This is a genomic window from Citrobacter sp. CF971, from assembly GCF_006385635.1.
GTDB classification, from domain to species: domain Bacteria; phylum Pseudomonadota; class Gammaproteobacteria; order Enterobacterales; family Enterobacteriaceae; genus Citrobacter; species Citrobacter freundii.
Map to the genome: position 1 here is coordinate 3,891,986 of NZ_CP041051.1, position 24,611 is coordinate 3,916,596.

The window sequence follows — 24,611 nt, forward strand, 5'->3', positions numbered from 1 at the left end:
GGAGTGAGCGATGTGTACGACATGTGGTTGCGCTGAAGGCAACCTATATATAGAGGGTGATGAGCATAATCCCCACTCGGCGTTTCGCAGCGCGCCATTTGCCCCAGCGGCTCGTCCAGCGCTGAATATTACCGGTGTGAAGACCTCAAATTTCACACCGAGCCAGACCGAAGAAGGCGATTTGCACTACGGTCACGGTGAGGCAGGAACCCACGCACCAGGTATGAGCCAACGCCGTATGCTGGAAGTGGAAATTGACGTACTGGACAAAAACAACCGCCTGGCCGAGCGCAACCGTGCCCGCTTTGCGGCCCGTCAGCATCTGGTGCTGAACCTTGTTTCAAGCCCGGGCTCCGGTAAAACCACGCTGCTGACCGAAACGCTGATGAAGCTGAAAGATAGCGTGCCGTGCGCCGTTATTGAAGGTGACCAGCAGACGGTGAACGATGCTGCCCGTATTCGCGCCACAGGCACGCCCGCCATTCAAGTCAACACCGGTAAAGGTTGCCACCTTGACGCACAAATGATTGCTGACGCCGCGCCGCGTTTGCCGCTTGACGATAACGGCATTCTGTTCATTGAGAACGTCGGCAACCTGGTCTGCCCGGCCAGCTTCGACCTCGGCGAGCGCCATAAAGTGGCCGTGCTTTCCGTCACCGAAGGTGAAGACAAACCGCTGAAATATCCACATATGTTTGCCGCCGCATCACTGATGCTGCTCAACAAAGTGGATCTGTTACCGTACCTCAATTTTGACGTTGAAAAATGCATCGCCAGCGCCCGGGAAGTGAACCCGGGAATTGAGATTATCCTGATTTCCGCCACCAGTGGTGAAGGGATGGATCAATGGCTCTCCTGGCTGGAGACGCAGCGATGTGCATAGGTGTTCCGGGTCAAATCCGCACCATTGATGGCAACCAGGCCAAAGTCGACGTTTGCGGTATTCAGCGCGACGTCGACCTGACGCTGGTCGGTAGCTGTGATGAACATGGCCAACCGCGCCTCGGCCAGTGGGTACTGGTCCACGTCGGTTTTGCCATGAGCATCATTAATGAAGCTGAAGCGCGCGATACGCTCGACGCGCTGCAAAACATGTTTGACGTTGAGCCGGATGTCGGCGCGTTGCTGTACGGCGAGGAAAAATAAATGCGTTTTGTTGACGAATACCGCGCACCAGAGCAGGTGATGCAACTGATAGAGCACCTGTCTGAACGTGCCGCCCACCTCCCCTACACGGCTGAACGCCCACTGCGCATCATGGAAGTTTGTGGTGGTCATACCCACGCTATCTTCAAATTCGGCCTCGACCAGTTGCTACCGGAAAACGTGGAGTTTATTCATGGTCCGGGTTGCCCGGTTTGCGTTCTGCCGATGGGTAGAATCGACAGCTGTGTAGAAATCGCCAGCCATCCAGAAGTGATTTTCTGCACCTTTGGTGATGCGATGCGCGTCCCAGGTAAGCAAGGCTCCCTGCTGCAAGCCAAGGCGCGCGGTGCTGATATCCGTATCGTCTATTCACCGATGGATGCGCTGAAGCTGGCACAGGAAAACCCAACGCGTAAGGTGGTGTTCTTTGGTCTGGGTTTTGAAACCACAATGCCAACGACCGCTATCACTCTGCAACAGGCAAAGCAGCGTGACGTGCAGAACTTTTACTTTTTCTGCCAGCACATCACGCTTATCCCTACGCTGCGCAGCCTGCTGGAACAGCCGGACAACGGTATTGACGCCTTTTTAGCACCAGGCCACGTCAGCATGGTGATTGGCACAGATGCCTATAATTTCATTGCTTCAGACTTCCATCGTCCGTTAGTGGTCGCCGGTTTTGAACCGCTCGATCTCCTGCAAGGCGTGGTGATGTTAATTGAGCAGAAAATTGCCGCGCACAGCCAGGTAGAAAACCAGTACCGCCGCGTGGTACCGGATGCCGGTAACGCGTTAGCGCAACAGGCCATCGCCGAGGTGTTCTGCGTCAATGGCGACAGCGAATGGCGTGGTCTGGGCGTTATCGAATCCTCTGGCGTTCACCTGACGCCTGACTATCAGCGCTTTGATGCCGAAGCCCATTTCCAGCCAGCGCCGCAGCAGGTGTATGACGATCCGCGCGCGCGTTGTGGGGAAGTACTGACGGGCAGATGTAAACCACATCAGTGCCCATTATTTGGCAAAACATGTAACCCGGAGACAGCGTTTGGCGCCCTGATGGTCTCCTCAGAAGGCGCATGTGCCGCCTGGTATCAGTATCGTCAGCAGGAGTGTGAAGCATGAGCAGCGTACAACTCGCCCACGGTAGCGGCGGTCAGGCTATGCAGCAGTTGATCAACAGTCTGTTTATGGAGGCATTCGCGAATCCGTGGCTGGCGGAACAAGAAGATCAGGCACGTCTGGAACTGGCGCAACTGGTCGCTGAAGGCGATCGTCTGGCGTTTTCAACCGACAGCTATGTTATCGATCCGTTGTTCTTCCCGGGCGGTAATATCGGCAAGCTGGCTATCTGTGGTACGGCTAACGACGTGGCGGTCAGCGGCGCGATCCCGCGCTATCTCTCCTGCGGTTTTATCCTCGAAGAAGGTTTACCAATGGAGACGCTGAAAACCGTCGTTAACAGCATGGCGGCAACCGCGCGCGAAGCGGGTATCGCCATCGTCACCGGTGACACCAAGGTTGTACAGCGCGGCGCGGCAGACAAGCTTTTTATCAACACCGCCGGAATGGGCGCGATCCCCGCCAACATTCACTGGGGCGCACAGACCCTGAGCGTGGGCGATGTGCTGCTGGTCAGCGGTACGCTTGGCGATCACGGCGCAACCATCCTTAACCTGCGCGAACAGTTGGGTCTGGATGGCGAACTGGTCAGCGACTGTGCGGTATTGACGCCGCTTATCCAGACGCTGCGTGATATTCCTGGCGTCAAGGCGCTGCGTGACGCCACCCGTGGCGGCGTGAATGCAGTAACGCATGAATTTGCCGCATCATGCGGGTTTGGCATTGAGCTGTCTGAAGCGGCCCTGCCCGTGAAGCCCGCGGTGCGTGGCGTTTGCGAGCTGCTGGGTCTGGATGCGCTCAACTTTGCTAACGAAGGCAAGCTAGTGATTGCCGTTGAACGCCAGGCCGCTGAAACCGTACTTGCCGCGCTGCGCGCGCATCCGTTAGGACGCGATGCCGCAATGATTGGCGAAGTGGTAGAACGCAAAGGTGTGCGTCTGGCCGGACTTTACGGCGTGAAACGAACCCTCGATTTACCACACGCCGAACCTTTACCTCGTATATGCTAACTGCCCATTAGCAGCAACGTGTAGGCCGGATAAGCGAAATCGCTATCCGGCAATAATTTACGACTTATACCTATAATTCATTTACCGTTTTCGCACCGTTCTGCGGTGCTTTTCCTGGAAAAGCAATATGTCGTATACACCGATGAGTGACCTCGGACAGCAAGGCCTGTTCGATATTACTCGTACATTATTACAGCAGCCCGATCTCCCGTCTCTTAGCGAGGCGCTTTCGCAGCTGGTCAAGCGTTCAGCGCTGGCCGACTGTGCGGCTATTGTCTTATGGCAGGCACAAACGCAGCGTGCGCGTTATTTTGCGACGCGTGAAAATGGTAAACCCATCGATTATGAAGACGAAACGGTACTGGCCCATGGCCCGGTACGCCGTATTTTGTCTCGCCCCGATGCGCTGCACTGCAACTATCATGAGTTTACGGAAACCTGGCCACAGCTGGCTTCAGGTGGACTGTATTCTGAATTTGGCCACTACTGCCTGCTGCCGCTGGCGGCAGATGGGCGCATCTTTGGCGGTTGCGAGTTCATCCGTAACGAGGATCGTCCGTGGAGTGAAAAAGAATATAACCGTCTACAGACCTTCACCCAGATAGTCGGCGTCGTTGCTGAACAAATTCAAAGCAGGGTCAGCAACAACGTCGATTACGATCTGTTGTGCCGCGAGCGTGATAACTTTCGCATCCTGGTCGCCATCACCAATGCGGTACTCTCCCGCCTGGACATTGACGAACTGGTCAGCGAAGTCGCCAAAGAGATCCATCACTACTTCGACATTGATGCCATCAGCATCGTGTTACGCAGCGATCGCAAAAACAAGCTCAGCATTTATTCCACCCACTATCTGGATGAACATCATCCAGCGCACGAACAAAGTGAAGTGGACGAAGCGGGCACGCTCTCTGAACGCGTTTTCAAAAGCAAAGAGATGCTGCTGATTAATCTGAGCGAACGCGATACGCTCGCCCCTTACGAACGGATGCTGTTCGAAACCTGGGGCAACCAGCTACAAACCCTGTGTCTGTTACCGCTGATGTCCGGCAATACTATGCTCGGCGTACTCAAGCTGGCACAGTGCGAAGAGAAAGTTTTCACTACCGCCAACCTCAAGCTATTGCGCCAAATTGCCGAGCGTGTGGCAATTGCCGTGGATAACGCGCTTGCCTATCAGGAGATTCACCGCCTGAAAGAACGTCTGGTAGATGAAAACCTGGCGCTGACAGAACAACTCAACAATGTAGAGAGTGAGTTCGGTGAAATCATTGGCCGCAGCGAAGCGATGTACAGCGTACTCAAGCAGGTCGAAATGGTGGCGCAAAGCGACAGCACCGTCCTGATTCTGGGTGAGACCGGAACGGGTAAAGAGCTGATCGCACGGGCCATTCACAACCTGAGCGGACGTAACGCCCGTCGGATGGTGAAGATGAACTGTGCGGCAATGCCTGCCGGATTACTGGAAAGCGATCTGTTTGGTCATGAGCGTGGCGCGTTTACCGGCGCCAGCACGCAGCGGATTGGTCGTTTCGAGCTGGCAGATAAAAGTTCGCTGTTCCTCGATGAAGTTGGCGATATGCCGCTGGAGCTTCAGCCTAAGCTACTGCGCGTTCTGCAAGAGCAGGAGTTTGAACGTCTGGGCAGTAATAAGCTGATCCAGACCGACGTGCGCTTGATCGCCGCTACCAACCGCGATCTGAAGAAGATGGTCGCCGATCGCGAATTTCGTAACGATCTCTACTATCGACTGAACGTCTTCCCGATCCATCTGCCGCCACTGCGCGAGCGCCCGGAAGATATCCCGCTGCTGGTGAAAGCTTTCACCTTTAAAATTGCTCGCCGGATGGGGCGCAATATCGACAGCATTCCCGCCGAGGCGCTGCGTACGCTGAGCAGCATGGAGTGGCCGGGCAACGTGCGCGAACTGGAAAATGTGGTGGAGCGCGCGGTTCTGCTTACCCGAGGCAACGTGCTGCAGCTGTCCCTTCCGGATATTGCCCCTTTGATGCCGTCTACGCCTCCGGTGGCAACCGAAGTCGCACAGGACGGCGAAGATGAATACCAGTTGATTATGCGCGTATTGAAAGAAACCAACGGTGTGGTTGCCGGTCCCAAAGGCGCGGCACAACGGCTGGGGCTGAAACGTACAACGTTACTCTCACGCATGAAGCGATTGGGTATTGATAAGGATGCACTGGTTTAACGGTTCGCCCGATGGCGCTTTGCTTATCGGGTCTATCCACTGGTGCGTTTGTATTTGTAGGCCGGATAAGGCGCAGCCGCCATCCGGCATAGAATTGTTACATTACTTCTTGCGCTGATATTTCTCTGGCAATTCCGGGACAGGGCGTTTGTCATCAATCAGATGACGCACGGTCAGAATCGGATGACGCCAGAGCATTCTTGGCCCAGCCCAACGCATAATTTGCTTCATCTCTTCGCGTTTAGCAGGTTGATAGCAGTGCACCGGACACTGCTTGCAGGCCGGTTTTTCCTCGCCAAACACGCACTTATCCAGGCGCTTTTGCGCATAGGTAAATAACGCATCGTAATGCCCCGGCTCGTCTGAAGCCTGCGGACACTGGCGCTCGTAGAGTGAGATCATTCTCTGGATCGTCATTTTTTCACGTGCAATACGTTTGCCGGACATAATGCCTCCACAATTAAGTTGCATAAATAATACACCTTAACCATAGAGGCAACCAATAGCCGTTAACAATTCCAGGAAGAATGACTAAATTGCCCGGCGTTTATAAGGACGGTAGTGCGGTAGCCAAAAGTTATCGTTGATGCTCTGCAGCAACACCTCGTCGCTTATCTTCTCTGCCACACCGGACTGCTGTGCCGCCTTACCGACCTCAAAAGCAATGCTGCGAGTCACGTCGCAGATTGTCCCAATCTCCGGCAACAGAGCGCCTTCCCCGTTACGAACCAGCGGAGAAGCATCGGCCAGTGCGCAGCTTGCCGCCATCAGCATAGCGTCTGTTATGCGCGTCGCACCACTGGCGATAGCCCCCAGACCGATAGCCGGGAAAACATACACGTTATTACATTGCGCAACCGGAATGGAGCGCCCATTAAATTCAACTGCATCACAGGGGCTGCCGGTCGCGATGATGGCCTGTCCCCTGGTCCAGCGAACAATATCTTCTGGCCGCGCTTCCATTCTCGAGGTGGGATTCGACAGCGGCATAACAATCGGGTGATCGCAGTATTGATACATCGTGCTAATCACCTCCTGCGAGAACAATCCGGCATGGCCCGACACACCCAGCATCACCGTGGGTTTGACATTATGAATCACCTCCAGTAATGACGGCGCCTGCCCCTCATACTGCCAGTCAGATAATGCCTCGGGAGGTTGTGCCAGCGGTTGCTGGAAATCCGCTAAAGCATGATTGGTGGTCATCACCAGACCGTCGCGATCCACCATAAAAATTGTCCGTCTGGCTTCAGACTGGCTCATCCCTTCACTGATGCGACAGGCAATGATATGCCGGGCTATGCCACATCCGGCTGCGCCCGCGCCCACAATCACGATCGGTTGCTTGCAGAAATCGCGGCCGCTGCCACGACATGCGGCAAGTAAGGTCGCCAGAGCTACCGACGCAGTGCCCTGAATGTCATCATTAAAGCAGCACAGATCATCGCGATAACGCTCCAGCAGAGGCACTGCGGTATGTTGAGCGAAGTCTTCAAACTGCAGCAAAACGTCAGGCCAGCGCCGTTTTACGGCCGCAATAAACATGCCAATAAATGCGAAGTAGTCTTCACCGGTGATACGCGGATGACGCCAGCCGATATAGCGCGGATCGTCCAGCAGTCGCGTATTGTTCGTCCCGACATCCAGTAGAATGGGGAGCGTATTAGCCGGATTTACCCCGCCACATACGGTATAGAGCGACAGTTTTCCGATAGGGATCCCCATACCGCCTACGCCCTGGTCACCCAGTCCCAGAATGCGTTCGCCATCTGTAACGACGATGACCTTGATATTGTGCCGTGGATTATCATGCAAAATATCGTCAATACGATCGCGATCGGGCCATGAAATAAAGACGCCACGCGCACGACGATATATCCAGGAGAATTTTTCGCAAGCGGCCCCGACTACCGGGGTATAAACGATGGGCAGCATCTCCGGCAGATGCTTTTTCAGCAGGTAATAAAATAACGTTTCGTTGGTATCCTGAATATTACGCAGATAAATATGTCGAGCGTTGTGGGATTCAGCCTCAAGATATTGTTGATACGCCCGCTCGGCTTGTTCATCAATATTCTCAATGGCGCAAGGCAGTAGTCCACTCAGATTAAAGTCATGTCTTTCTTGCTGCGTGAAGCTACTTCCCTTGTTCAATAACGGAGACTCAAGCAGTAACTTCCCCGTAAACGGGACGTATAAAACATCGTTTGTCACGTTGCCATCCATAAATTACAACCAGATAAAAAAATAAGAGCCTGCATTAACAGGCTCTCGGGATTCAAATCAGGACATAGTTGGCAACCAGCATCGCCGCGATACCGGCCAGCGCTGGAAGCAGCGTTCTTCTGACGATCATAAACGGTGAACATTCCCCTGCTTTGCTTACCGCAATAATGATGCCAGCCACAGGAGACATTGAGCGCCCCATTCCCGCCATCAACTGCATTGGCAGAATCATATTGACAGCGCTCTCACCAAATTTTGCCGCAATGGAGGGAGCCAGGCCGGAGAAAGAGAAAAAGGCGGCTACGCCAGAGCCTGTCAGGACGGCGGTGACGCCCACCAGCGCGGTCATCACCAGCGTCATACTGGTAAAACCCAGGCCTGCGTTTTGCACTGACTGCAACAGGTAGTCCACCGCGCCAATTTTCTGCAGCCCCTGGGCATAGATATCCGCACACACCAACAAGGAAACAATACTGGTAAACATGCTGCCCATGCCTTTGAAAAAGACCTGTAACCCTTTACAGCAGTTTTTGAAATCTCGGGTAGCCACCAGTTCGAAGAAAAACGCGACGACCGCGCCAAGGATCATTGCCGTGACCACGTCAATTTTGATGGATTTGATCACCAAAGGGCTAAAGACCAGCACCAGTGCTACAGGCAGGACCGGTAACAACGCGTAAATAGCGGGTGCCTTGCGGCCCTCTTCTTCTGCTTGCGCGACGCTTTGCTCGCCTGATATGAAGCCATCCTTTTTGTCGAAATACTTCGCGGTGAAGTAAATCACTACAGCAACGGCCAACATCACCACCACCGCCACCGGCATCTGGTAATGAGCGAAGTAGATAGCGCTTTCCATGCCAGCATGCTTGGCCGCCAGATTCGCAGTACCAACCGCAGGCCCTAGATCCATAAATGCGCACAGACCGATCATCGCGGCTGCAGAAGCTTTACTGACCCCAAGACGAACCAGTACCGGGAAGAATGTCACCAGCAGCAACATCGCCAGCCCCGCCGCACTTGAAATTGCCACGTGCAGAAGCTGTGCGCAGATGTACCCCAACGCGAGGATCAGGTAAGGCGCTTTAATCACCTGTAGCGGACGAATGCACATATTCACCATCGCATTCGACGCTTTGATGTGATCCATATAGCTGGCAAATCCACCCGCCGCCATGATGATAAGACCAATACCCGCAATTTGTGTGGTCAGCGATTCTTTGGCAAAGCTAAAGATGTCCAGCCAGGTTGACCCCGTGGATTTCGCTTTATCATAGAGAATGCTGTTTTCAGGATAAAACAATACGGTAATGGTCAATAATGCCAGTCCAGCGAGTAATAAAACAGTTTGCGGCTGATAGTTTTTTACAATTAACCATGCTGCAATAACTGTTATCACTATTGCTATAATAAACGCTGTCATAATAACAATTCCTATGCCATACAAATTTGGTAGGGTTACCCGTCATATCATCATTGCTTATGTAGGATAGTAAAAAAGCGCCTCCATATATAAGCAGTTATAATATGTACGTAAATTTATCGTATTACACACTCAAATATTGAGATTTAATTGTAATGGGTTGTGTGGTTATAAAATACGGGAAAGATATTTTCCCACCCCTTTTTGTGAGTAAGATCGCAACTTATATGAGTATGGTCATATCTTCCAGGAAGAGCTGGATGCGGGTTTCCAGGATATTCATTCAATGATTGACGTCGAAAGCGTATTACCCTATAACAACGTTGATATTCAACAGCAATCGGGTGTTATCCATGTATAATAAAAACACATTAAGTCTGGATGAGTATAACTTACTTACTCTTAATATGGGTGTTCTAACTGAATCTGAGTGCCGACTCAATGAGTACATTAATAAACACTTCAATGAACTGCCTTACCATGGCATTGTTGATCTCTCGCAAAATGCGATGGTAAGCAAAGCAACTATTGGCCGATTTTTAAATAAAATGGGGTTTACGGGTTATGCTGCTTTCCGCAAGGCATTAGACATCACGCTGTCAAAAAATAAAATATCCGCACCGTTTGAGAAAAACATCAAACTGCGTAACAATCCTGGGATTACCACTGAAAGTATCGTTACCGATTTCACCTACAAAGTATCAGAATTATTTAATCAATTTAAAAATAATATCGATATTGAGAGCCTTAATGCATTTATCGATCTGGTGCTGAACAACAAACGTCATATTTATGTCGTCGGCCCTTCATCGTCTCATGCCATGGCAACGCATTTTTGTACACTGCTAAAGTACTTCCGCAGTAACATCTCCCTGTTACCGACGGACATCAGCGAACTCCCCAAATGTCTCGTCAACATTGAGGAAGGAGATGTCCTGATTGTTTTCTCTTACTATCGATTTAACCGGGTCGCCCTCAATATTGCAAGATGGTTCAGAAAAAAGAATGCCGCCGTAGTGTTGGTGACCAACTCAGAGGCGAACCCTTACGGTAAGTTCTGCGATCTGCAGTTTGTTCTCCCAAGCGACGTACATTCCATTTTTCAAAGCCGTATTCTTGGCTTCTTTTTTATCGAACTCATTCTACATCTGGCTTATGAGAAAGGAGATAGCGAGGGGAATTTTGCCCAACTGGAAGAATTATTCGTCTTTTTCGAAACATTTTCGGCATCGTCCCACAATACTTAGTGCCACCAACCGCCAGGAGAGCTATCCCTCCCGGCGACATGACGAATCAGGCAATATCTGCGGTTTTCACGCGATCGAACTCAGCGATAGTCTCAGCGATTAACGCGTCGTTAGCCCCGATATATGACAGCGGCTCGCAGGCGGCAGCAATTTCCGCCCCAGATAATGACGCGCGGATTTCCGGGCTAGCCTGTACGATCTCCATGAAGCTGTACTCGCCGGTTGCATGCTTCAGCAGATTTTTCACCAGGTTATAGGCGGACTCTCTGCCAATTTTGGCGGCAAGCTTCATCGTCAGCGACTCAGACATAATAAAGTGCTTTGAGCAGTCAAAATTAGCGCGCATCTTATCTTCATTAACAATGAGATGCGAAAGCAGATTCTTTGCGCGTGTCAGGCTGGTCGATAACGCATTAGAGGCCTCCGGGAGGATCGTCCAGTTTAATACCCGCATTGAGGCAGCTCGTACATCCTGTTGATCCAGCATTGCTGGCGCGCCGGAAGCATACATCCACCCCATTCTTGCCAACGTTTGCACCATATTACTGGCGCGTGGATTAACTTTGTGTGGCATGGTGCTGGATCCGCCACCGCCCTCTCCTTCGAGTACTTCTGCAATCGGCGTGCGTCCCATGGTTTCGACATCGTTGGCCAGACGACACAGCGTGCCGTGAACAAGAGCAAAAAACTGCACAACTTCAACAACCGCATCCTGGCTGGCATTATTAATGCCGCAGGGTACGTTCAGACCCAGTGCCAACATCAGCCGCTGGCGCGTTTCCATTCCCTGCTTACCTACAGAAGCCAGATTCCCCACCGCACCGCCAAAAAGTCCGGTTACGGCACGCGGATACAGCTGCTGTAGTCGTGTCAGGTGGCGGTTTATCTCCGCCAGATAACTGCAAACATGAAGCCCCCACGTCGTTGCAGAGGCATCCACCGAATTGGTACGCGCAACCATTACCGTACGCGCGTGTCGTAACGCCATCGCTTTCATGGCTTCGCCAACATCAAGCAATTGCTCACGCAATAGCCGCAGCGTTTGCTGCAATCTCATCGCCATGCCTGAGTCGAGTAAATCCTGAGTGGTGCATCCCCAATGCAGAAACTGACTGACCAGCGGTGTTCCGCTGGCGGAGATCTGATCGATCAGCGGCTTTATCGCCATGCCGACCGTTTGTGTTTCCTGCGCCAAGGCTGGCCAGTCTATCTGTATTTCCCGACAGGTTTGTTCAATTTCAACGGCTGCTTGTTCAGGAATAATTCCCAACTCACTTTGCACTCGAGCGACCGCCGCCTCAAAACGCAACCAACAACGCAGCAGATTGTCGTCAGACCATATTTCCCGCATCTTATCCTGAGTGAACAATGATGAATAAAGGTCAGAATCAAATACCGTTGTTTGCTTCCCGTACATACAGCGCCTCTCCGGCTAGTGAATGCGTGATAATAGAAAATTTGATTAATCAATTTTGCGGGATTTGTCTGCCAAATTATAGGGGAAAATAGTATTCCCACCTCAATAGTAATCATGAGAATACAACATTCCCATTTTCAGCTTTTCTACCCAGTAGAAATGAGACGTACTTCACAGTAATTTTCATGATCATATATTGTAGAGCCGTAACATTTTAAAAGCCCCATAATTAAATATTAGAGCCATTAATACAATAGTAAAAACAGAGATATTTATGCGTGAATAATCACATTTTATCACGAGAAAAAATGATTCCCATATCACTACCATTCCTTTTTCACGAACAATTATCCCGCTGTAAACTTTATTTATGGTCAGGAAATCAATGCTGGTTTGAGGGATGATATGAAGCTAAAAAATTATTCACTAATATTACTAATGGGTATGAGTTCCTCGGCGTTCGCCTTAAATGTGTATAATAAAGATGGAAATACGCTGGACATCTATGGCCGCGTTGAGGGTAAAATCGCGAGTGGTCAGAATTCATTTGCTGGCAGTGAAAGCCGAAGCGATTTGGGTGGACGTATAGGTATTTATCTCACGCGAGATTTGGATATTCTGCCAGAGACCAAAATCGTGGGGCGCCTGGAATGGCAGGTGCGTACCGAAAAAAATGATAACAATACCGGTGAAAGCGATATGGAGGCCCGATATTCCTATGTCGGCCTGTCAAATAAAACATGGGGTGAACTGATCACCGGGAGAATCAAAAACCCGTTGTATCAGGTAATGAAAATGACCGATAAATACAAAAATTTCACCCCTAATATCTACAGCTATGGCATTACAACCATTGATGATTCGTACCAGTTCAACCGACAGGACGGCACCGTTCAGTGGAACGCTAAATTTGCCGGCAATGAGATTCAGCTGGCATGGGTCTCCGGTAATGGCAACAGTGATAACGAAGCTCTGGATTACGGCGCGATGGCCAGCTATCGCAAGTCTTTCAAATTTGGCGACTTTAGGATTACACCTGCGATAGCGGCCAGCCGTTATAAACGACAGGACGGCGTAGTGACCACCGATGGACGTAATCAAAACGATCAAATCATGGGAGGATTACAACTCAGTTATAAAGCCTATGAAGTCGCAGTAACCGCATTACGTACGTCTATCTCTCGCGATAACAAAAGCGATAATAATTACAAAGGGATGGATTCGCTCATTTCCTACAACTTTGGCACCGTCAAGGTTCTTACCGGATATAGCTTTTTAAATGAAGATGGTAAAGATATTGCTGAAAAAGAAGACTGGCGTGCTGAAGCGCAATTAACATTGGCTAAAGACACGTGGTTATCATTTACTTACGATAAAGAGTTCGCAAGTAAGAACAAAAAGACCAATGATGATGCGCTTATCGTTGGGCTCCGTTATGATTTCTAAGAGATAAAAAATGAAAAAAATAACATTACTTGCCGCAGCGACGACTTTCGCATTAAGTAGTATCTGTGTTCACGCGGATACGTTATTAGCGCCTTCCGCACATGCGAAAATGGATGGTGAGAATAAAATTGTCGCGCTTTATGGTAACTCTTTCACTTTCTATAACAATAATATTAATACCCGCCTGCGGGATTTGACGCAGTCCTTACTGCCTGATCACGCCAAAGGCTATAAATATCGGGGGATCACGATTTCCAGCGGTCATTTAGGCTGGCAAATTGAGAATATGCGCTATCAGAACACGCTACAGAAATGGGATGTCGTCGTCCTGCAGGGAAACTCAACAGAAACGATTTCAAAGAAAGAAAGTACCCGGCAAAACTTCGTGGACTCTGCAACCCAAATGGCCGAAATGGCGCATAAAGCCGGTGCAAAAGTCGTCTATTTCATGACCTGGCCGAAAAAAGACAAACCCGAAGATAGCCAAAAACTGGCAGATGCTTATCTCTCGATTGCGCAAAAAACGGGGGGATATGTGGCTCCGGTAGGCCTGGCTTTCGAGAAAGCACGTAAAACGCACCCAGAAATTAACCTGTATTATCAAGATGGTGTACACCCTTCGATTTCTGGAACGTATCTCGCCGCCTGTGTATTTTTCGCTACTCTGTATAACCAGTCTCCGGTCGGCGGTGCGCTTCCTATTGATACAGACATGAGCCCTGGCGACGCCAAAGCCTTGCAGCAAGTGGCCTGGGAAACCGTCACTGAGTTCCAGAAGCCATAATCATCGGGTTAGTCTTCCCCCACACGCCGACAATCGTGTCGGCGTAAACGCATTATCCTCATCCATTCCTTAGCGCCCTACGCAAATAAGAATTATTTTCATTTATTTATGCCATGTGCTATATAACATAGCAAAGGCTATATTCGATGATAAATTAACCATTTTGTTGTGAGGGATACTATGCCGCATCTGCCCCATCTGAAATCGTTTCTCCTTGCCAGCGTAATCACGGCGCTGACGCTGTCTCCTGCCTGGGCGAAAGAAAAATTTAAGGTAGTAACCACCTTTACGGTGATTGCCGATATGGCGAGCAATGTGGCGGGAGATGCAGCAGAGGTCAGTTCCATCACCAAACCTGGCGCAGAAATTCACGAATATCAACCAACCCCAGGTGATATTAAACGAGCGCAAGGCGCACAGCTTATTCTCTCCAACGGTCTTAACCTCGAACTATGGTTTGCCCGCTTCTACCAAAATTTGTCCGGCGTACCAGAAGTGATGGTCTCAAACGGCGTCCAGCCAATGGGTATCAGCGAAGGGCCGTACAACGGCAAACCGAACCCGCATGCCTGGATGTCAGCGGAGAACGCACTCATCTACGTGGATAACATTCGCGATGCGCTGATGAAATACGATCCAGACAATGCCGCCACTTACCAGAAAAATGCGGAGAATTATAAAGCGAAAATCCAGCAGACCCTGGCGCCGCTGCATGCTGAACTGGTAAAACTCCCCGCCGATAAACGCTGGCTGGTCACCAGTGAAGGCGCATTCTCCTACCTGGCCCGTGATAACAGCCTGAAAGAGCTGTATCTGTGGCCGATCAATGCCGATCAGCAAGGTACGCCGAAGCAGGTACGCAAGGTAATCGATGCGATCAGAGAGCATCATATCCCAACGGTATTTAGCGAAAGCACCGTGTCCGACAAACCAGCGCGTCAGGTTGCCCGTGAATCTGGCGCGTATTACGGAGGCGTGCTGTATGTCGATTCGCTCAGCGCTGCCGATGGTCCGGTACCGACCTATCTGGATTTACTGCGCGTCACCACGCAAACCATTGTTAACGGCATCAACAAAGGTCTGGAGAGCCAACCATGAGTCAATCTGCGATTACCGTGAATCAGGTTACGGTGACGTATCGCAACGGTCATACCGCATTGCGGGATGCCACTTTTCAGGTTCCGGGCGGCTCAATTGCCGCTCTGGTCGGCGTAAACGGGTCGGGAAAATCAACGCTTTTTAAAGCGCTGATGGGTTTTGTCCGCCTGGCGCAAGGGGAAATCTCAATTCTGCAACTGCCGGTAAATAAGGCGCTCAAACAGAATCTGATCGCCTATGTCCCTCAGTCAGAAGAGGTGGACTGGTCGTTTCCGGTACTGGTGGAAGATGTGGTGATGATGGGACGCTTTGGCCATATGGGCTGGCTGCGTCGACCAAAACAAATCGACCACGCCTGCGTGGATGCGGCACTGGCGCGGGTTGATATGCTGGACTATCGCCATCGTCAGATAGGTGAACTGTCCGGTGGGCAGAAAAAACGCGTCTTTCTGGCACGCGCCATTGCACAGGACGGACAGGTTATTTTACTGGATGAACCCTTCACCGGCGTGGATGTAAAAACCGAGGCCCGGATCATCGACCTGCTGCGTGAGCTGCGTGATGAGGGTCGAACCATGCTGGTCTCTACCCATAATCTGGGATCCGTCACCGAGTTTTGTGATTACACGGTGATGATTAAGGGCACGGTGCTGGCAAGTGGACCAACCGATACCACCTTTACCCCCGAGAATCTCGAGCTGGCATTCAGCGGCGTACTGCGTCACGTTGCGCTGAGCGGCGGCGAACAACACGTGATTACCGACGATGAACGCCCGTTTATTTCGCGACGTGCGGCAAGCGAGGGGGAATAATCATGAACTGGCTGACAGAGCCGTTTGGTTACCAGTATATGCTCAACGCCATGTGGGTCTCAGCGATGGTCGGCGGTCTGTGCGCGTTTCTCTCCTGCTATCTGATGCTAAAAGGCTGGTCGCTGATTGGCGATGCACTATCGCACTCTATTGTTCCGGGCGTGGCAGGCGCTTATATGTTAGGGCTTCCCTTCGCACTGGGCGCATTCCTTTCCGGCGGCCTGGCGGCGGGCAGTATGCTGTTTCTTAATCAGCGTTCGCGCCTGAAGGAAGATGCGATTATCGGACTGATTTTTTCGTCTTTTTTCGGTATCGGGCTGTTTATGGTGTCGCTCAATCCGATGTCAGTGAACATTCAGACCATTATTCTCGGCAACGTGCTGGCGATTGCACCGGAAGATATTCTGCAACTGGCCATCATCGGGGTTATCTCGCTGACTATCCTGTTTTTGAAGTGGAAAGATCTGATGGTGGTCTTTTTTGATGAAAACCACGCGCGCTCTATCGGTTTAAACCCGGGTCGGTTGAAGTTGTTGTTTTTTACGCTGCTTTCCGTTTCAACGGTAGCCGCCCTGCAAACCGTCGGTGCATTTCTGGTGATTTGCCTGGTGGTTACGCCCGGAGCGACGGCCTGGCTGCTGACCGATCGTTTTCCACGCCTGCTCACCATCGCCGTAGCTATCGGCAGCCTGACCAGCTTTTTCGGCGCCTGGCTGAGCTACTGGCTGGACGGCGCAACCGGCGGAATTATCGTCGTTCTGCAAACATTGCTGTTCCTGCTGGCATTTGTCTTCGCACCAAAACATGGTCTGCTGGCGAATCGCCGCCGCGCCCGTCAGGTCAATAAGGAGCTGATATGATCTTGACAACGCTGCTGGAACCCTTTCAGTTTAGCTTTATGGTCAATGCGCTGGTTATCTCCACCATTGTCGCCGTGCCCTGCGCGCTGCTGTCGGTATTTTTAGTTCTCAAAGGCTGGGCGCTGATGGGCGATGCCATGAGCCATGCGGTTTTTCCAGGGATCGTTCTGGCTTATATCGCAGGCATCCCGCTGGCAATTGGCGCATTTGTCGCTGGATTGTTCTGCGCGATAGCAACCGGATACCTCGACGATAACAGCCGCATTAAGCGCGACACCATCATGGGCATTGTTTTCTCCGGGATGTTCGGTGCGGGACTGGTGCTGTATGTTTCCATTCAGTCGGAAGTGCATCTCGATCATATTCTGTTCGGCGATATGCTCGGTATATCACTGACCGATATCATGCAAACAATGGCGATCGCTTTGGGGATCGCGCTTATTATTGGGCTTAAGTGGAAAGATCTGCTACTGCATGCGTTCGATCCGCATCAGGCAAAGGCCAGTGGGCTTAACACTGCACTGTTACATTACGGCCTGCTGTGCATGATCGCCCTGACGATTGTCGCCACGCTAAAATCTGTCGGGATTATTTTGTCGATTTCTTTACTGATTGCTCCCGGCGCCATCGCGATCTTAATGACGCGAAAATTTTCTCACGCCTTGTGGCTGGCGGTGATTATGTCGGTCGTTACCTCGTTTATGGGCGTGTACCTGTCTTTTTTCATCGACAGTGCACCGGCCCCCACCATCGTCGTACTATTTTCACTGCTGTTTGTGATGACCTTTATTTATTCCACCCTGCGCGATCGCCGTTTAGAACGGCAACGCCTGCATGATGTATAAATAATGATCCATAATATATCAGCTAATGATTTTGATATTAAATAGCCTCCGCAGGAGGCTAGATTGCTCTAACGTGAGCAAGGGTTTTGGCTTGCCAATATGGTATCCCTGTAACCACCCGATATTCATCTGCTCCAGGCACATCTGGATTTCAGCATTTTCAACAAATTCGGCGACAACCTGCATATCTTTCATTGCCGCAACCTGGCAGAAAGATTCGATGATATAGTGACTAATCTTACATTTTGTAATCCCACGAACGAAAGACCCATCGATCTTCAAAATATCTGCTTCAATGCTCATCAGACGTTCATAGCTTGCAAACCCAGCCCCAAAGTCATCTATCGCGATCCGGCATCCCAACTGACGTAGTGAGCGTAGCGCTTCTACCGTTTGCTCTTTATCTGACAGGGTATCAGCCTCGGTTATCTCAAAAATAATCCGTTGCGGTATCACCATATATTCCCGCAACAACTCCGCGATCTTTGCAACCAAACCTGAACAGCATAACGTCACTGGCGCCAGGTTAATGGAAAAACAACTCAGCGGATGGTAGCGCATGTACTCCAGGGTGTTCTCAATAACCCAAAGATCGATATCAGGCGCTAACCCCGTGTCGCGAGCGACCGACAAAAAGTGGTCAGGGGAAATAAATTCCCCGCTCTCATTGTGCATGCGGATCAATATCTCATGATAAGGCTCTTCACCACGAGTGCTGACGATAGGCTGGGCCAGCAGGACAAAGGTGTTGTGATCCAACGCGTGCAGCAGTGCAGCGCGAATATCCGTTGTATCGGCAGTAGGGTTGCCAAACCATCGGCTATGCTGTGACTCGAGACTTTCCGGCCTGCCGTTGATCATTGGCGATATAACTTTTGTTATTATTGGAAGGAATATCATATTCATATCAAATTAATAAATAAATACTAATTTATAGATAAAAATGGACATTTCGTGTAGAGTGCAGTAAACACTTCAGACGATATCAATGTTAACTTTAATAGATAAACAAAGAGAGTTTTCCTCGATTCATAATTATTTTTCCGTCATTTACTAACTCCTGCAGTACTTTATGGATAGCACTGCGTGAGATATGATTTCGAGCGAGAATAAATGTATACACGGACGTTTTCTCACGTACCCCAGGCTCCATCGCCCAGATATATTTTACGTGTTCAATAATCTGCTCACGTATAGTGCGGTGCGACTGCAACGCCTCACGCTGGAAATAACGCTGAAGATGATGCGTTAAGATATCAAACGCCTGCTTCCATAAGTTTTTGGCTGTAAACAGGAGATCGGCATTTTGTACGCTCATCGCCCACATTTCACAATCGGTATCACAACGTAAATAGTGGCCGGCCACTTCCGTACGCATTTGTGGCAGGCCGAGAATGGCAGGTGCAGAAATACTCACAGTGACTAAATCATTTTCCACACGATACACAGAGACAGTCCCTTTCTCCAGAAACAAGATATGTCCATCGGTCTTCAAATCAATACGCTGACGTTTTTTACGTAACGACAGCCAGGCATTATCCGACTTCTTCATTTCATCGCCAACGAGCACTACAGCATTTTCAATTTCTTTCTGGAACATGGGAATCTCTACCGCAAATTATGGCTTTGTCAAAAAGATGGTTAAATTTACTCAGCACTAAAAATAAATGTCAGCCCGCAAACAAGCTGACATTTATTCGCATCTACATCTACCACCGGCATTCCCTGGTGCCGTTGACGCGTTAAAGTTCATGCTGTTTTCGCGTGGTGGTGTCAGGCAGTATATGGCGCTGTCCATAAAGAATTAATGGCAATCATCTTTGTCGACATTTTTTCATCTTTCTGTTCTTTGTATAGTAGCAAAAAAGATACAATTAATTGATTTCAATGGATTTTATTTTCATTAAAAAATTATCATTCTTGTTATATCATGATACTAAATTGCAACACTTCTCGGTTCTCGCTGTGGGATTAGGTCCATGCTGGTGGTCTTTATAGGCTCAGTGGTATCATGACTAACCAACCATCTGACGCATCATCAAGAGTAGAGACAATATGTCTGAGACTGGCAATGTCAGTTATCTGATTGAAAATAGAATAATATTTACGCCAGCCACACAATGTCTGGCGCGGGTAGATCACCCCAATCAGCGGATAAAACTCAAACACTCAGCGTCGTTATGTCTTTTATTACTTATTCAACATCGCGGGCAAGTGGTTTCTCAAAACGAATTGCTGGAATTCGGTTGGGGTAAAAATCACCGCCAGGTAAGTTTCAACGCCTTTTATCAAAGTATTCTCTCGTTGCGTAAAAGCTTGATGCAGCTGGAGCTTGAACAACCGCTGATCACAACGATTCCCCGCAAAGGGCTGATCATTCAAGAAGAGTTTGATATTCAGGTCATTGATACACCGGAGAATAACTCTGCTTCTGCTGAAGAATCCTTAGCGCCAGATGCCACCATTGAGGAACTTTTGGCTGACCCGCCGCGTCAACCTTTGATAACGACAGCAGAAACGATAATGTTGGCACTTACCCTGATAATTTGTGTGCTTATACTATATCCGTGGCAAGCCAGCGATGATTATTTCTCCGGCTATATCGCCGCGAGCAAAACACCAACAGACTGTCAGTATTATTTCAATAGCGATGCCAGTAACTTTTCCCGGCATACCGCGTTTATCGACAAAAACCCAGGATTGTGTCAGAGCCATAAATTTATTTATATCACAACCTATCCTGAGTCTAAGAAACTGTCCGCGCTGGTGTGTCGCTCACCGATAAAAGCCAGGCAGGAAAACGCCTGTCAGCCGGTATATTACCCACGGTATGATAGCTAATGAATTTATATCCCCGAACCTCCCGCATCCAGACAGGTATTATCCTGCTGCTTTGTTTTGCTACGCTAATTCTTACTGTCATTTATCGGTACAGTAAGAACAATGGCGAGTTACAAGATCTTACCTGCCGCTCTGCCATCGAAATTGTACGCAATACAAGTTCGTTCCGAGGGATTATTGATATCAAAACCGGGGGCAGTAAAGGTATTGTTAATATTGATGGTATTATCAAAGATGCCGAAAATAATGAGCAGACCGTGCAACGCATGGTACTTTTTACACAATCCAGCTACGGCTCAAGCCCGGTTTGGATTTCACAGAAAATCCAAATTTCCAATCGCGAAACGGCTCCCGCCAGCCTTATTCAGGAACTCCTCCCCGACTTTTTCCTGACCAACACCAGCGTATCCAACGTCGATTTTTTTGCGCTGAACAGCGAGACATACCTGATTACCAAAGAGGGGATCCCCTATCTGTATTGCCAGAATTATGCTTTGCCGGAAAATGAATAATCAATAAGCGTTCTGGCGGCAAAACCTACGGATGAATCTCAGCCGTTGTCGGTGATAAGATAGACCATTCAGGCCGAGCCAACGCTCGTCGTTACTGCCCTTCAGGCGGCTTTCGAATGACAAATTTGTGGGTTTATGTGAGTTTCCAGGGGCTCACGTGAGACTGCCCAGGTACCCCAAAAGATTAAAAAAAGAGCAAAAGCGATATGAAAGAGTCACTTGATACGGACTTCACGAACCACACCCCGATGATGCAGCAGTATCTCAAGCTGAAGGCTCAGCATCCGGAGATACTGTTGTTTTACCGCATGGGCGACTTTTACGAACTGTTTTATGACGATGCAAAACGCGCGTCTCAGCTGCTTGATATCTCCCTGACCAAACGCGGCGCATCAGCAGGCGAGCCTATCCCGATGGCGGGCATTCCTCACCATGCGGTCGAGAACTACCTCGCCAAGCTGGTTAATCAGGGTGAATCTGTCGCTATTTGTGAGCAGATTGGCGATCCGGCAACCAGTAAAGGTCCGGTTGAGCGCAAAGTGGTGCGTATCGTCACGCCTGGCACCATCAGTGATGAAGCGCTGCTGCAAGAACGCCAGGACAACCTGCTGGCCGCTATCTGGCAAGACAGTAAAGGTTACGGCTACGCCACGCTGGATATCAGCTCCGGGCGTTTTCGCGTCAGCGAACCGGCCGACCGCGAGACCATGGCAGCAGAATTGCAGCGCACCAATCCCGCTGAACTGCTGTATGCCGAAGATTTCGCTGAAATTTCACTGATTGAGGGGCGTCGCGGATTACGCCGTCGTCCACTTTGGGAATTTGAAATCGATACTGCTCGCCAGCAGCTGAACTTGCAGTTTGGCACGCGGGATCTGATTGGTTTTGGCGTGGAAAACGCCCCGCGCGGATTATGTGCTGCTGGCTGTCTGCTGCAATACGTAAAAGATACCCAGCGCACCTCGCTGCCGCATATTCGTTCCATCACCATGGAACGTCAACAGGACAGCATCATTATGGATGCCGCCACGCGCCGCAATCTGGAAATTACCCAGAACCTGGCGGGTGGCGTTGAAAACACGCTGGCTTCAGTACTCGACTGCACCGTGACGCCGATGGGCAGCCGTATGCTCAAGCGCTGGCTGCATATGCCTGTCCGTGACACCAAAGTCCTTACCGAGCGTCAACAGACTATCGGTGCGCTACAGGATTCCACCAGTGAATTGCAACCCGTGCTGCGTCAGGTAGGCGATCTGGAACGTATCCTGGCGCGTTTGGCCCTGCGTACTGCGCGTCCGCGCGATCTGGCCCGTATGCGTCATGCCTTCCAGCAATTACCGGAACTGCGCGCGCAACTGGAAAGTGTAGACAGTACCCCCGTGCAGATGCTGCGCGAGAAAATGGGTGAGTTTGCAGAGCTGCGTGAACTGCTGGAACGCGCCGTTGTGGAAGCTCCGCCAGTGCTGGTTCGCGACGGTGGCGTCATCGCCCCGGGCTATAACGAAGAACTGGACGAGTGGCGAGCGCTGGCTGATGGCGCAACTGACTATCTGGACAGACTGGAAATCCGTGAGCGCGAGCGCACCGGTCTGGATACGCTGAAGGTTGGGTTTAACGCCGTTCATGGCTACTACATTCAGATCAGTCGCGGGCAGAGCCATCTGGCGCCGATTAACTATGTGCGTCGCCAGACGCTGAAAAACGCTGAACGCTACATTATTCCGGAACTGAAAGAGTACGAAGATAAAGTTCTGACGTCAAAAGGCAAAGCACTGGCGCTGGAAAAACAGCTGTACGATGAGCTGTTCGACATGCTGTTGCCGCACCTGGCTGATTTGCAACAGAGCGCCAGCGCGCTGGCGGAGCTGGACGTACTGGTCAACCTTGCAGAACGCGCTTATACCCTGAATTACACCTGCCCGACCTTCACCGATAAACCCGGCATTCGTATTACTGAGGGACGTCATCCGGTGGTTGAACAGGTGCTAACCGAGCCGTTTATCGCCAACCCGCTTAACCTCTCGCCTCAGCGACGGATGCTGATCATCACCGGTCCGAATATGGGGGGTAAAAGTACCTATATGCGCCAGACCGCGTTGATTGCGCTGTTGGCCTACATCGGCAGCTACGTTCCGGCGCAGAAAGTGGAAATAGGCCCGATCGATCGGATCTTTACCCGCGTGGGCGCGGCGGATGATCTGGCATCCGGTCGTTCTACCTTTATGGTAGAAATGACCGAAACCGCCAACATTCTGCATAACGCCACCGAGAACAGCCTGGTACTGATGGATGAGATTGGACGCGGCACCTCCACCTACGATGGCCTGTCGCTGGCATGGGCGTGCGCGGAAAACCTGGCCAATAAAATCAAAGCATTAACGTTGTTTGCCACCCACTACTTCGAACTGACTCAGTTACCGGAAAAAATGGAGGGCGTCGCGAATGTGCATCTGGATGCGTTAGAGCACGGCGATACCATCGCCTTCATGCACAGCGTACAGGATGGTGCGGCGAGCAAGAGCTATGGTCTGGCAGTAGCAGCCCTCGCTGGCGTGCCGAAAGAGGTTATTAAACGCGCGCGGCAAAAACTGCGCGAACTGGAAAGCATTGCGCCAAACGTTGCTGCGACCCAGGTCGATGGAACACAGATGTCGCTGCTTTCAGTGCCTGAAGAAACCTCGCCCGCCGTTGAAGCGCTGGAAAACCTCGACCCGGATTCACTAACGCCTCGCCAGGCGCTGGAGTGGATCTACCGGTTGAAAAGTCTGGTGTAACGTTGTAATGCCCGATGGCGCTTTGCTTATCGGGCCTACGGCAACGCGAGAATGGGTGCAAGAGGACGAAACCAGACCATCAAGACGCGGGGTTTCCCCCGCGTTGTTGCTACTTCTTCGGTTCGTAAGCGAGAACAGCTTTAAACTCCATACCACGTTCTTTAATACTTAACTCGCACAACGAATCTCGCACCATTAACGTGAATCCCAGCGCCGTGAAACACAGCACTACAATTGCCACAAGGGCATATTTTGTCAGCATGTCTTGCCTCCCTGCAAAGAAGAGACTAACATCCAAATTGTTCAGGTTTGTACGCTAGCCTCAGGTTGATAGAACTATCTCCTGGGGCTTTTGTCTTTCCGGGACCTTACAAATGCTCAAAGCCCAGAAAGCCTCAAGCACCCGCAGCTATTCTATTCCAGGTGTCATCTCTTCAAATAAATTAAGCCATTCGCTACGAGCTTGCTCGCAAAATAACAAGCCCCGGATATTCCGAGGCTTAATATTGGTGTGTCCTTCCCGATGGCGCTATGCTTATCGGGCCTACAAAATACCGCTATATGTAGGTCGGGTAAGGCGAAGCCGCACCCGGCGTGTTGATTAGCGCTTATCTTCTGCCAGCAGCGGTGGAATACTCGGCACCATCGGTGCGTCATCCATATCTTTTTGCGTCATACGAAACGCCTCCGGGTAGTGCTCGCGACTGGTACGACGTAGCGGTTCGGTATTACGCCAGGTGTACAGACAATGCTGGCACTGATATACCGTCCAGACACCTTTTACCGGCGAGTTTGCCATCACTTCAATATGTTCATCGGCACAACGTGGACAAATCATCTGCTACTCC

At 50.5% G+C, this 24,611-nt stretch carries 23 protein-coding genes; 15 read left to right on the plus strand and 8 right to left on the minus strand.

Features of this window, described 5'->3' with window-relative positions:
* The first annotated feature begins 10 nt into the window (after positions 1 to 10).
* From hypB to flhA, 5 genes are all read left to right on the plus strand, one after another.
* Positions 11 to 883, plus strand: coding sequence for a hydrogenase nickel incorporation protein HypB (gene hypB, locus E6P06_RS22360; RefSeq protein WP_003037409.1), 873 nt, complete (start codon positions 11 to 13; stop codon positions 881 to 883).
* The gene (gene hypC, locus E6P06_RS22365; protein WP_003037411.1) at positions 874 to 1,146 is read left to right on the plus strand and encodes a hydrogenase 3 maturation protein HypC; all 273 of its coding nucleotides are present in this window, start codon (positions 874 to 876) and stop codon (positions 1,144 to 1,146) included. Before hypB ends, hypC begins: the two co-directional genes overlap by 10 nt.
* Positions 1,147 to 2,268, plus strand: a complete 1,122-nt coding sequence (gene hypD, locus E6P06_RS22370; protein WP_003037413.1) for a hydrogenase formation protein HypD — start codon at positions 1,147 to 1,149, stop codon at positions 2,266 to 2,268. It abuts the gene before it with no gap.
* Complete coding sequence (hypE, locus tag E6P06_RS22375; RefSeq protein WP_057102031.1) at positions 2,265 to 3,275, plus strand: hydrogenase maturation carbamoyl dehydratase HypE; 1,011 nt, start codon at positions 2,265 to 2,267, stop codon at positions 3,273 to 3,275. Before hypD ends, hypE begins: the two co-directional genes overlap by 4 nt.
* A 127-nt stretch (positions 3,276 to 3,402) precedes the next feature.
* Complete coding sequence (gene flhA, locus E6P06_RS22380) at positions 3,403 to 5,481, plus strand: formate hydrogenlyase transcriptional activator FlhA (protein WP_003840276.1); 2,079 nt, start codon at positions 3,403 to 3,405, stop codon at positions 5,479 to 5,481.
* 102 nt (positions 5,482 to 5,583) lie between these two features.
* On the opposite strand, the gene E6P06_RS22385 is transcribed toward flhA, so the two are convergent.
* The 3 genes from E6P06_RS22385 to dcuC all read right to left on the minus strand — a co-directional run bounded on the left by E6P06_RS22385 (position 5,584) and on the right by dcuC (position 9,127).
* A complete protein-coding gene (locus E6P06_RS22385; RefSeq protein ID WP_049003388.1) occupies positions 5,584 to 5,928 on the minus strand; it encodes a nitrous oxide-stimulated promoter family protein in 345 nt (114 codons plus the stop codon).
* An 84-nt stretch (positions 5,929 to 6,012) separates the two neighbouring features.
* Positions 6,013 to 7,707, minus strand: coding sequence for an NAD-dependent malic enzyme (locus E6P06_RS22390; protein WP_139935739.1), 1,695 nt, complete (start codon positions 7,705 to 7,707; stop codon positions 6,013 to 6,015).
* Positions 7,708 to 7,759: 52 nt separating this feature from the next.
* Complete coding sequence (dcuC, locus tag E6P06_RS22395; protein ID WP_003846583.1) at positions 7,760 to 9,127, minus strand: C4-dicarboxylate transporter DcuC; 1,368 nt, start codon at positions 9,125 to 9,127, stop codon at positions 7,760 to 7,762.
* 353 nt (positions 9,128 to 9,480) lie between these two features.
* On the opposite strand from dcuC, the gene E6P06_RS22400 reads away from it, so the two are divergent.
* Entirely contained in the window at positions 9,481 to 10,374 is an 894-nt protein-coding gene (locus E6P06_RS22400; protein WP_003846582.1) for a MurR/RpiR family transcriptional regulator, read from the plus strand.
* Between the two features lie 46 nt (positions 10,375 to 10,420).
* On the opposite strand, the gene E6P06_RS22405 is transcribed toward E6P06_RS22400, so the two are convergent.
* A complete protein-coding gene (locus E6P06_RS22405; RefSeq protein ID WP_003840287.1) occupies positions 10,421 to 11,791 on the minus strand; it encodes an adenylosuccinate lyase family protein in 1,371 nt (456 codons plus the stop codon).
* A 405-nt stretch (positions 11,792 to 12,196) separates the two neighbouring features.
* On the opposite strand from E6P06_RS22405, the gene E6P06_RS22410 reads away from it, so the two are divergent.
* From E6P06_RS22410 to sitD, 6 genes are all read left to right on the plus strand, one after another.
* Complete coding sequence (locus E6P06_RS22410; RefSeq protein ID WP_139935740.1) at positions 12,197 to 13,237, plus strand: porin; 1,041 nt, start codon at positions 12,197 to 12,199, stop codon at positions 13,235 to 13,237.
* A 10-nt stretch (positions 13,238 to 13,247) separates the two neighbouring features.
* A complete protein-coding gene (locus tag E6P06_RS22415; protein WP_003840292.1) occupies positions 13,248 to 14,021 on the plus strand; it encodes a DUF4886 domain-containing protein in 774 nt (257 codons plus the stop codon).
* Between the two features lie 180 nt (positions 14,022 to 14,201).
* Positions 14,202 to 15,119: a metal ABC transporter substrate-binding protein gene (locus E6P06_RS22420; RefSeq protein ID WP_115490139.1), complete on the plus strand. Its 918-nt coding sequence runs from the start codon at positions 14,202 to 14,204 to the stop codon at positions 15,117 to 15,119.
* The gene (gene sitB / locus E6P06_RS22425; RefSeq protein ID WP_139935741.1) at positions 15,116 to 15,931 is read left to right on the plus strand and encodes an iron/manganese ABC transporter ATP-binding protein SitB; all 816 of its coding nucleotides are present in this window, start codon (positions 15,116 to 15,118) and stop codon (positions 15,929 to 15,931) included. Before E6P06_RS22420 ends, sitB begins: the two co-directional genes overlap by 4 nt.
* A 2-nt stretch (positions 15,932 to 15,933) precedes the next feature.
* The gene (gene sitC, locus E6P06_RS22430) at positions 15,934 to 16,791 is read left to right on the plus strand and encodes an iron/manganese ABC transporter permease subunit SitC (RefSeq protein ID WP_003846570.1); all 858 of its coding nucleotides are present in this window, start codon (positions 15,934 to 15,936) and stop codon (positions 16,789 to 16,791) included.
* Positions 16,788 to 17,636 carry an iron/manganese ABC transporter permease subunit SitD gene (gene sitD / locus E6P06_RS22435; RefSeq protein ID WP_003846568.1) on the plus strand — a complete coding sequence of 283 codons (849 nt, stop codon included), beginning with the start codon at positions 16,788 to 16,790 and terminating at the stop codon, positions 17,634 to 17,636. Before sitC ends, sitD begins: the two co-directional genes overlap by 4 nt.
* 18 nt (positions 17,637 to 17,654) lie before the next feature.
* Here the strand turns inward: sitD and E6P06_RS22440 are convergent, their stop codons facing one another.
* Positions 17,655 to 18,497 (minus strand): EAL domain-containing protein, encoded by an 843-nt coding sequence (locus E6P06_RS22440; RefSeq protein ID WP_106107668.1) that lies wholly within the window; start codon positions 18,495 to 18,497, stop codon positions 17,655 to 17,657.
* 136 nt (positions 18,498 to 18,633) lie between these two features.
* Entirely contained in the window at positions 18,634 to 19,236 is a 603-nt protein-coding gene (locus tag E6P06_RS22445; protein WP_106107636.1) for a helix-turn-helix domain-containing protein, read from the minus strand.
* Positions 19,237 to 19,691: 455 nt separating this feature from the next.
* Between E6P06_RS22445 and E6P06_RS22450 the strand changes: the two genes are divergently transcribed.
* The 3 genes from E6P06_RS22450 to mutS all read left to right on the plus strand — a co-directional run bounded on the left by E6P06_RS22450 (position 19,692) and on the right by mutS (position 23,763).
* Positions 19,692 to 20,477, plus strand: coding sequence for a winged helix-turn-helix domain-containing protein (locus E6P06_RS22450; RefSeq protein WP_139935742.1), 786 nt, complete (start codon positions 19,692 to 19,694; stop codon positions 20,475 to 20,477).
* On the plus strand, positions 20,477 to 20,989 hold the full coding sequence (locus E6P06_RS22455; RefSeq protein WP_003846560.1) for a hypothetical protein: 513 nt from the start codon (positions 20,477 to 20,479) through the stop codon (positions 20,987 to 20,989). The genes E6P06_RS22450 and E6P06_RS22455 overlap by 1 nt, the downstream gene beginning before the upstream one ends.
* A 206-nt stretch (positions 20,990 to 21,195) precedes the next feature.
* On the plus strand, positions 21,196 to 23,763 hold the full coding sequence (mutS, locus tag E6P06_RS22460) for a DNA mismatch repair protein MutS (protein ID WP_139935743.1): 2,568 nt from the start codon (positions 21,196 to 21,198) through the stop codon (positions 23,761 to 23,763).
* 109 nt (positions 23,764 to 23,872) lie between these two features.
* Here the strand turns inward: mutS and E6P06_RS22465 are convergent, their stop codons facing one another.
* Positions 23,873 to 24,025: a Hok/Gef family protein gene (locus tag E6P06_RS22465; protein ID WP_003034202.1), complete on the minus strand. Its 153-nt coding sequence runs from the start codon at positions 24,023 to 24,025 to the stop codon at positions 23,873 to 23,875.
* 339 nt (positions 24,026 to 24,364) lie between these two features.
* Positions 24,365 to 24,601, minus strand: a complete 237-nt coding sequence (locus E6P06_RS22470; protein WP_032938336.1) for a non-oxidative hydroxyarylic acid decarboxylases subunit D — start codon at positions 24,599 to 24,601, stop codon at positions 24,365 to 24,367.
* Positions 24,602 to 24,611 lie beyond the last annotated feature (10 nt).

Excerpts from the sequence above, each read along its gene's own strand:
- hypB (WP_003037409.1), top strand. The coding sequence starts at position 11 with ATGTGTACGACATGTGGTTGCGCTGAAGGCAACCTATATATAGAGGGT.
- hypC (WP_003037411.1), top strand. The coding sequence starts at position 874 with ATGTGCATAGGTGTTCCGGGTCAAATCCGCACCATTGATGGCAACCAG.
- hypD (WP_003037413.1), top strand. The coding sequence starts at position 1,147 with ATGCGTTTTGTTGACGAATACCGCGCACCAGAGCAGGTGATGCAACTG.
- hypE (WP_057102031.1), top strand. The coding sequence starts at position 2,265 with ATGAGCAGCGTACAACTCGCCCACGGTAGCGGCGGTCAGGCTATGCAG.
- flhA (WP_003840276.1), top strand. The coding sequence starts at position 3,403 with ATGTCGTATACACCGATGAGTGACCTCGGACAGCAAGGCCTGTTCGAT.
- E6P06_RS22385 (WP_049003388.1), bottom strand. The coding sequence starts at position 5,928 with ATGTCCGGCAAACGTATTGCACGTGAAAAAATGACGATCCAGAGAATG.
- E6P06_RS22390 (WP_139935739.1), bottom strand. The coding sequence starts at position 7,707 with ATGGATGGCAACGTGACAAACGATGTTTTATACGTCCCGTTTACGGGG.
- dcuC (WP_003846583.1), bottom strand. The coding sequence starts at position 9,127 with ATGACAGCGTTTATTATAGCAATAGTGATAACAGTTATTGCAGCATGG.
- E6P06_RS22400 (WP_003846582.1), top strand. The coding sequence starts at position 9,481 with ATGTATAATAAAAACACATTAAGTCTGGATGAGTATAACTTACTTACT.
- E6P06_RS22405 (WP_003840287.1), bottom strand. The coding sequence starts at position 11,791 with ATGTACGGGAAGCAAACAACGGTATTTGATTCTGACCTTTATTCATCA.
- E6P06_RS22410 (WP_139935740.1), top strand. The coding sequence starts at position 12,197 with ATGAAGCTAAAAAATTATTCACTAATATTACTAATGGGTATGAGTTCC.
- E6P06_RS22415 (WP_003840292.1), top strand. The coding sequence starts at position 13,248 with ATGAAAAAAATAACATTACTTGCCGCAGCGACGACTTTCGCATTAAGT.
- E6P06_RS22420 (WP_115490139.1), top strand. The coding sequence starts at position 14,202 with ATGCCGCATCTGCCCCATCTGAAATCGTTTCTCCTTGCCAGCGTAATC.
- sitB (WP_139935741.1), top strand. The coding sequence starts at position 15,116 with ATGAGTCAATCTGCGATTACCGTGAATCAGGTTACGGTGACGTATCGC.
- sitC (WP_003846570.1), top strand. The coding sequence starts at position 15,934 with ATGAACTGGCTGACAGAGCCGTTTGGTTACCAGTATATGCTCAACGCC.
- sitD (WP_003846568.1), top strand. The coding sequence starts at position 16,788 with ATGATCTTGACAACGCTGCTGGAACCCTTTCAGTTTAGCTTTATGGTC.
- E6P06_RS22440 (WP_106107668.1), bottom strand. The coding sequence starts at position 18,497 with ATGATCAACGGCAGGCCGGAAAGTCTCGAGTCACAGCATAGCCGATGG.
- E6P06_RS22445 (WP_106107636.1), bottom strand. The coding sequence starts at position 19,236 with ATGTTCCAGAAAGAAATTGAAAATGCTGTAGTGCTCGTTGGCGATGAA.
- E6P06_RS22450 (WP_139935742.1), top strand. The coding sequence starts at position 19,692 with ATGTCTGAGACTGGCAATGTCAGTTATCTGATTGAAAATAGAATAATA.
- E6P06_RS22455 (WP_003846560.1), top strand. The coding sequence starts at position 20,477 with ATGAATTTATATCCCCGAACCTCCCGCATCCAGACAGGTATTATCCTG.
- mutS (WP_139935743.1), top strand. The coding sequence starts at position 21,196 with ATGAAAGAGTCACTTGATACGGACTTCACGAACCACACCCCGATGATG.
- E6P06_RS22465 (WP_003034202.1), bottom strand. The coding sequence starts at position 24,025 with ATGCTGACAAAATATGCCCTTGTGGCAATTGTAGTGCTGTGTTTCACG.
- E6P06_RS22470 (WP_032938336.1), bottom strand. The coding sequence starts at position 24,601 with ATGATTTGTCCACGTTGTGCCGATGAACATATTGAAGTGATGGCAAAC.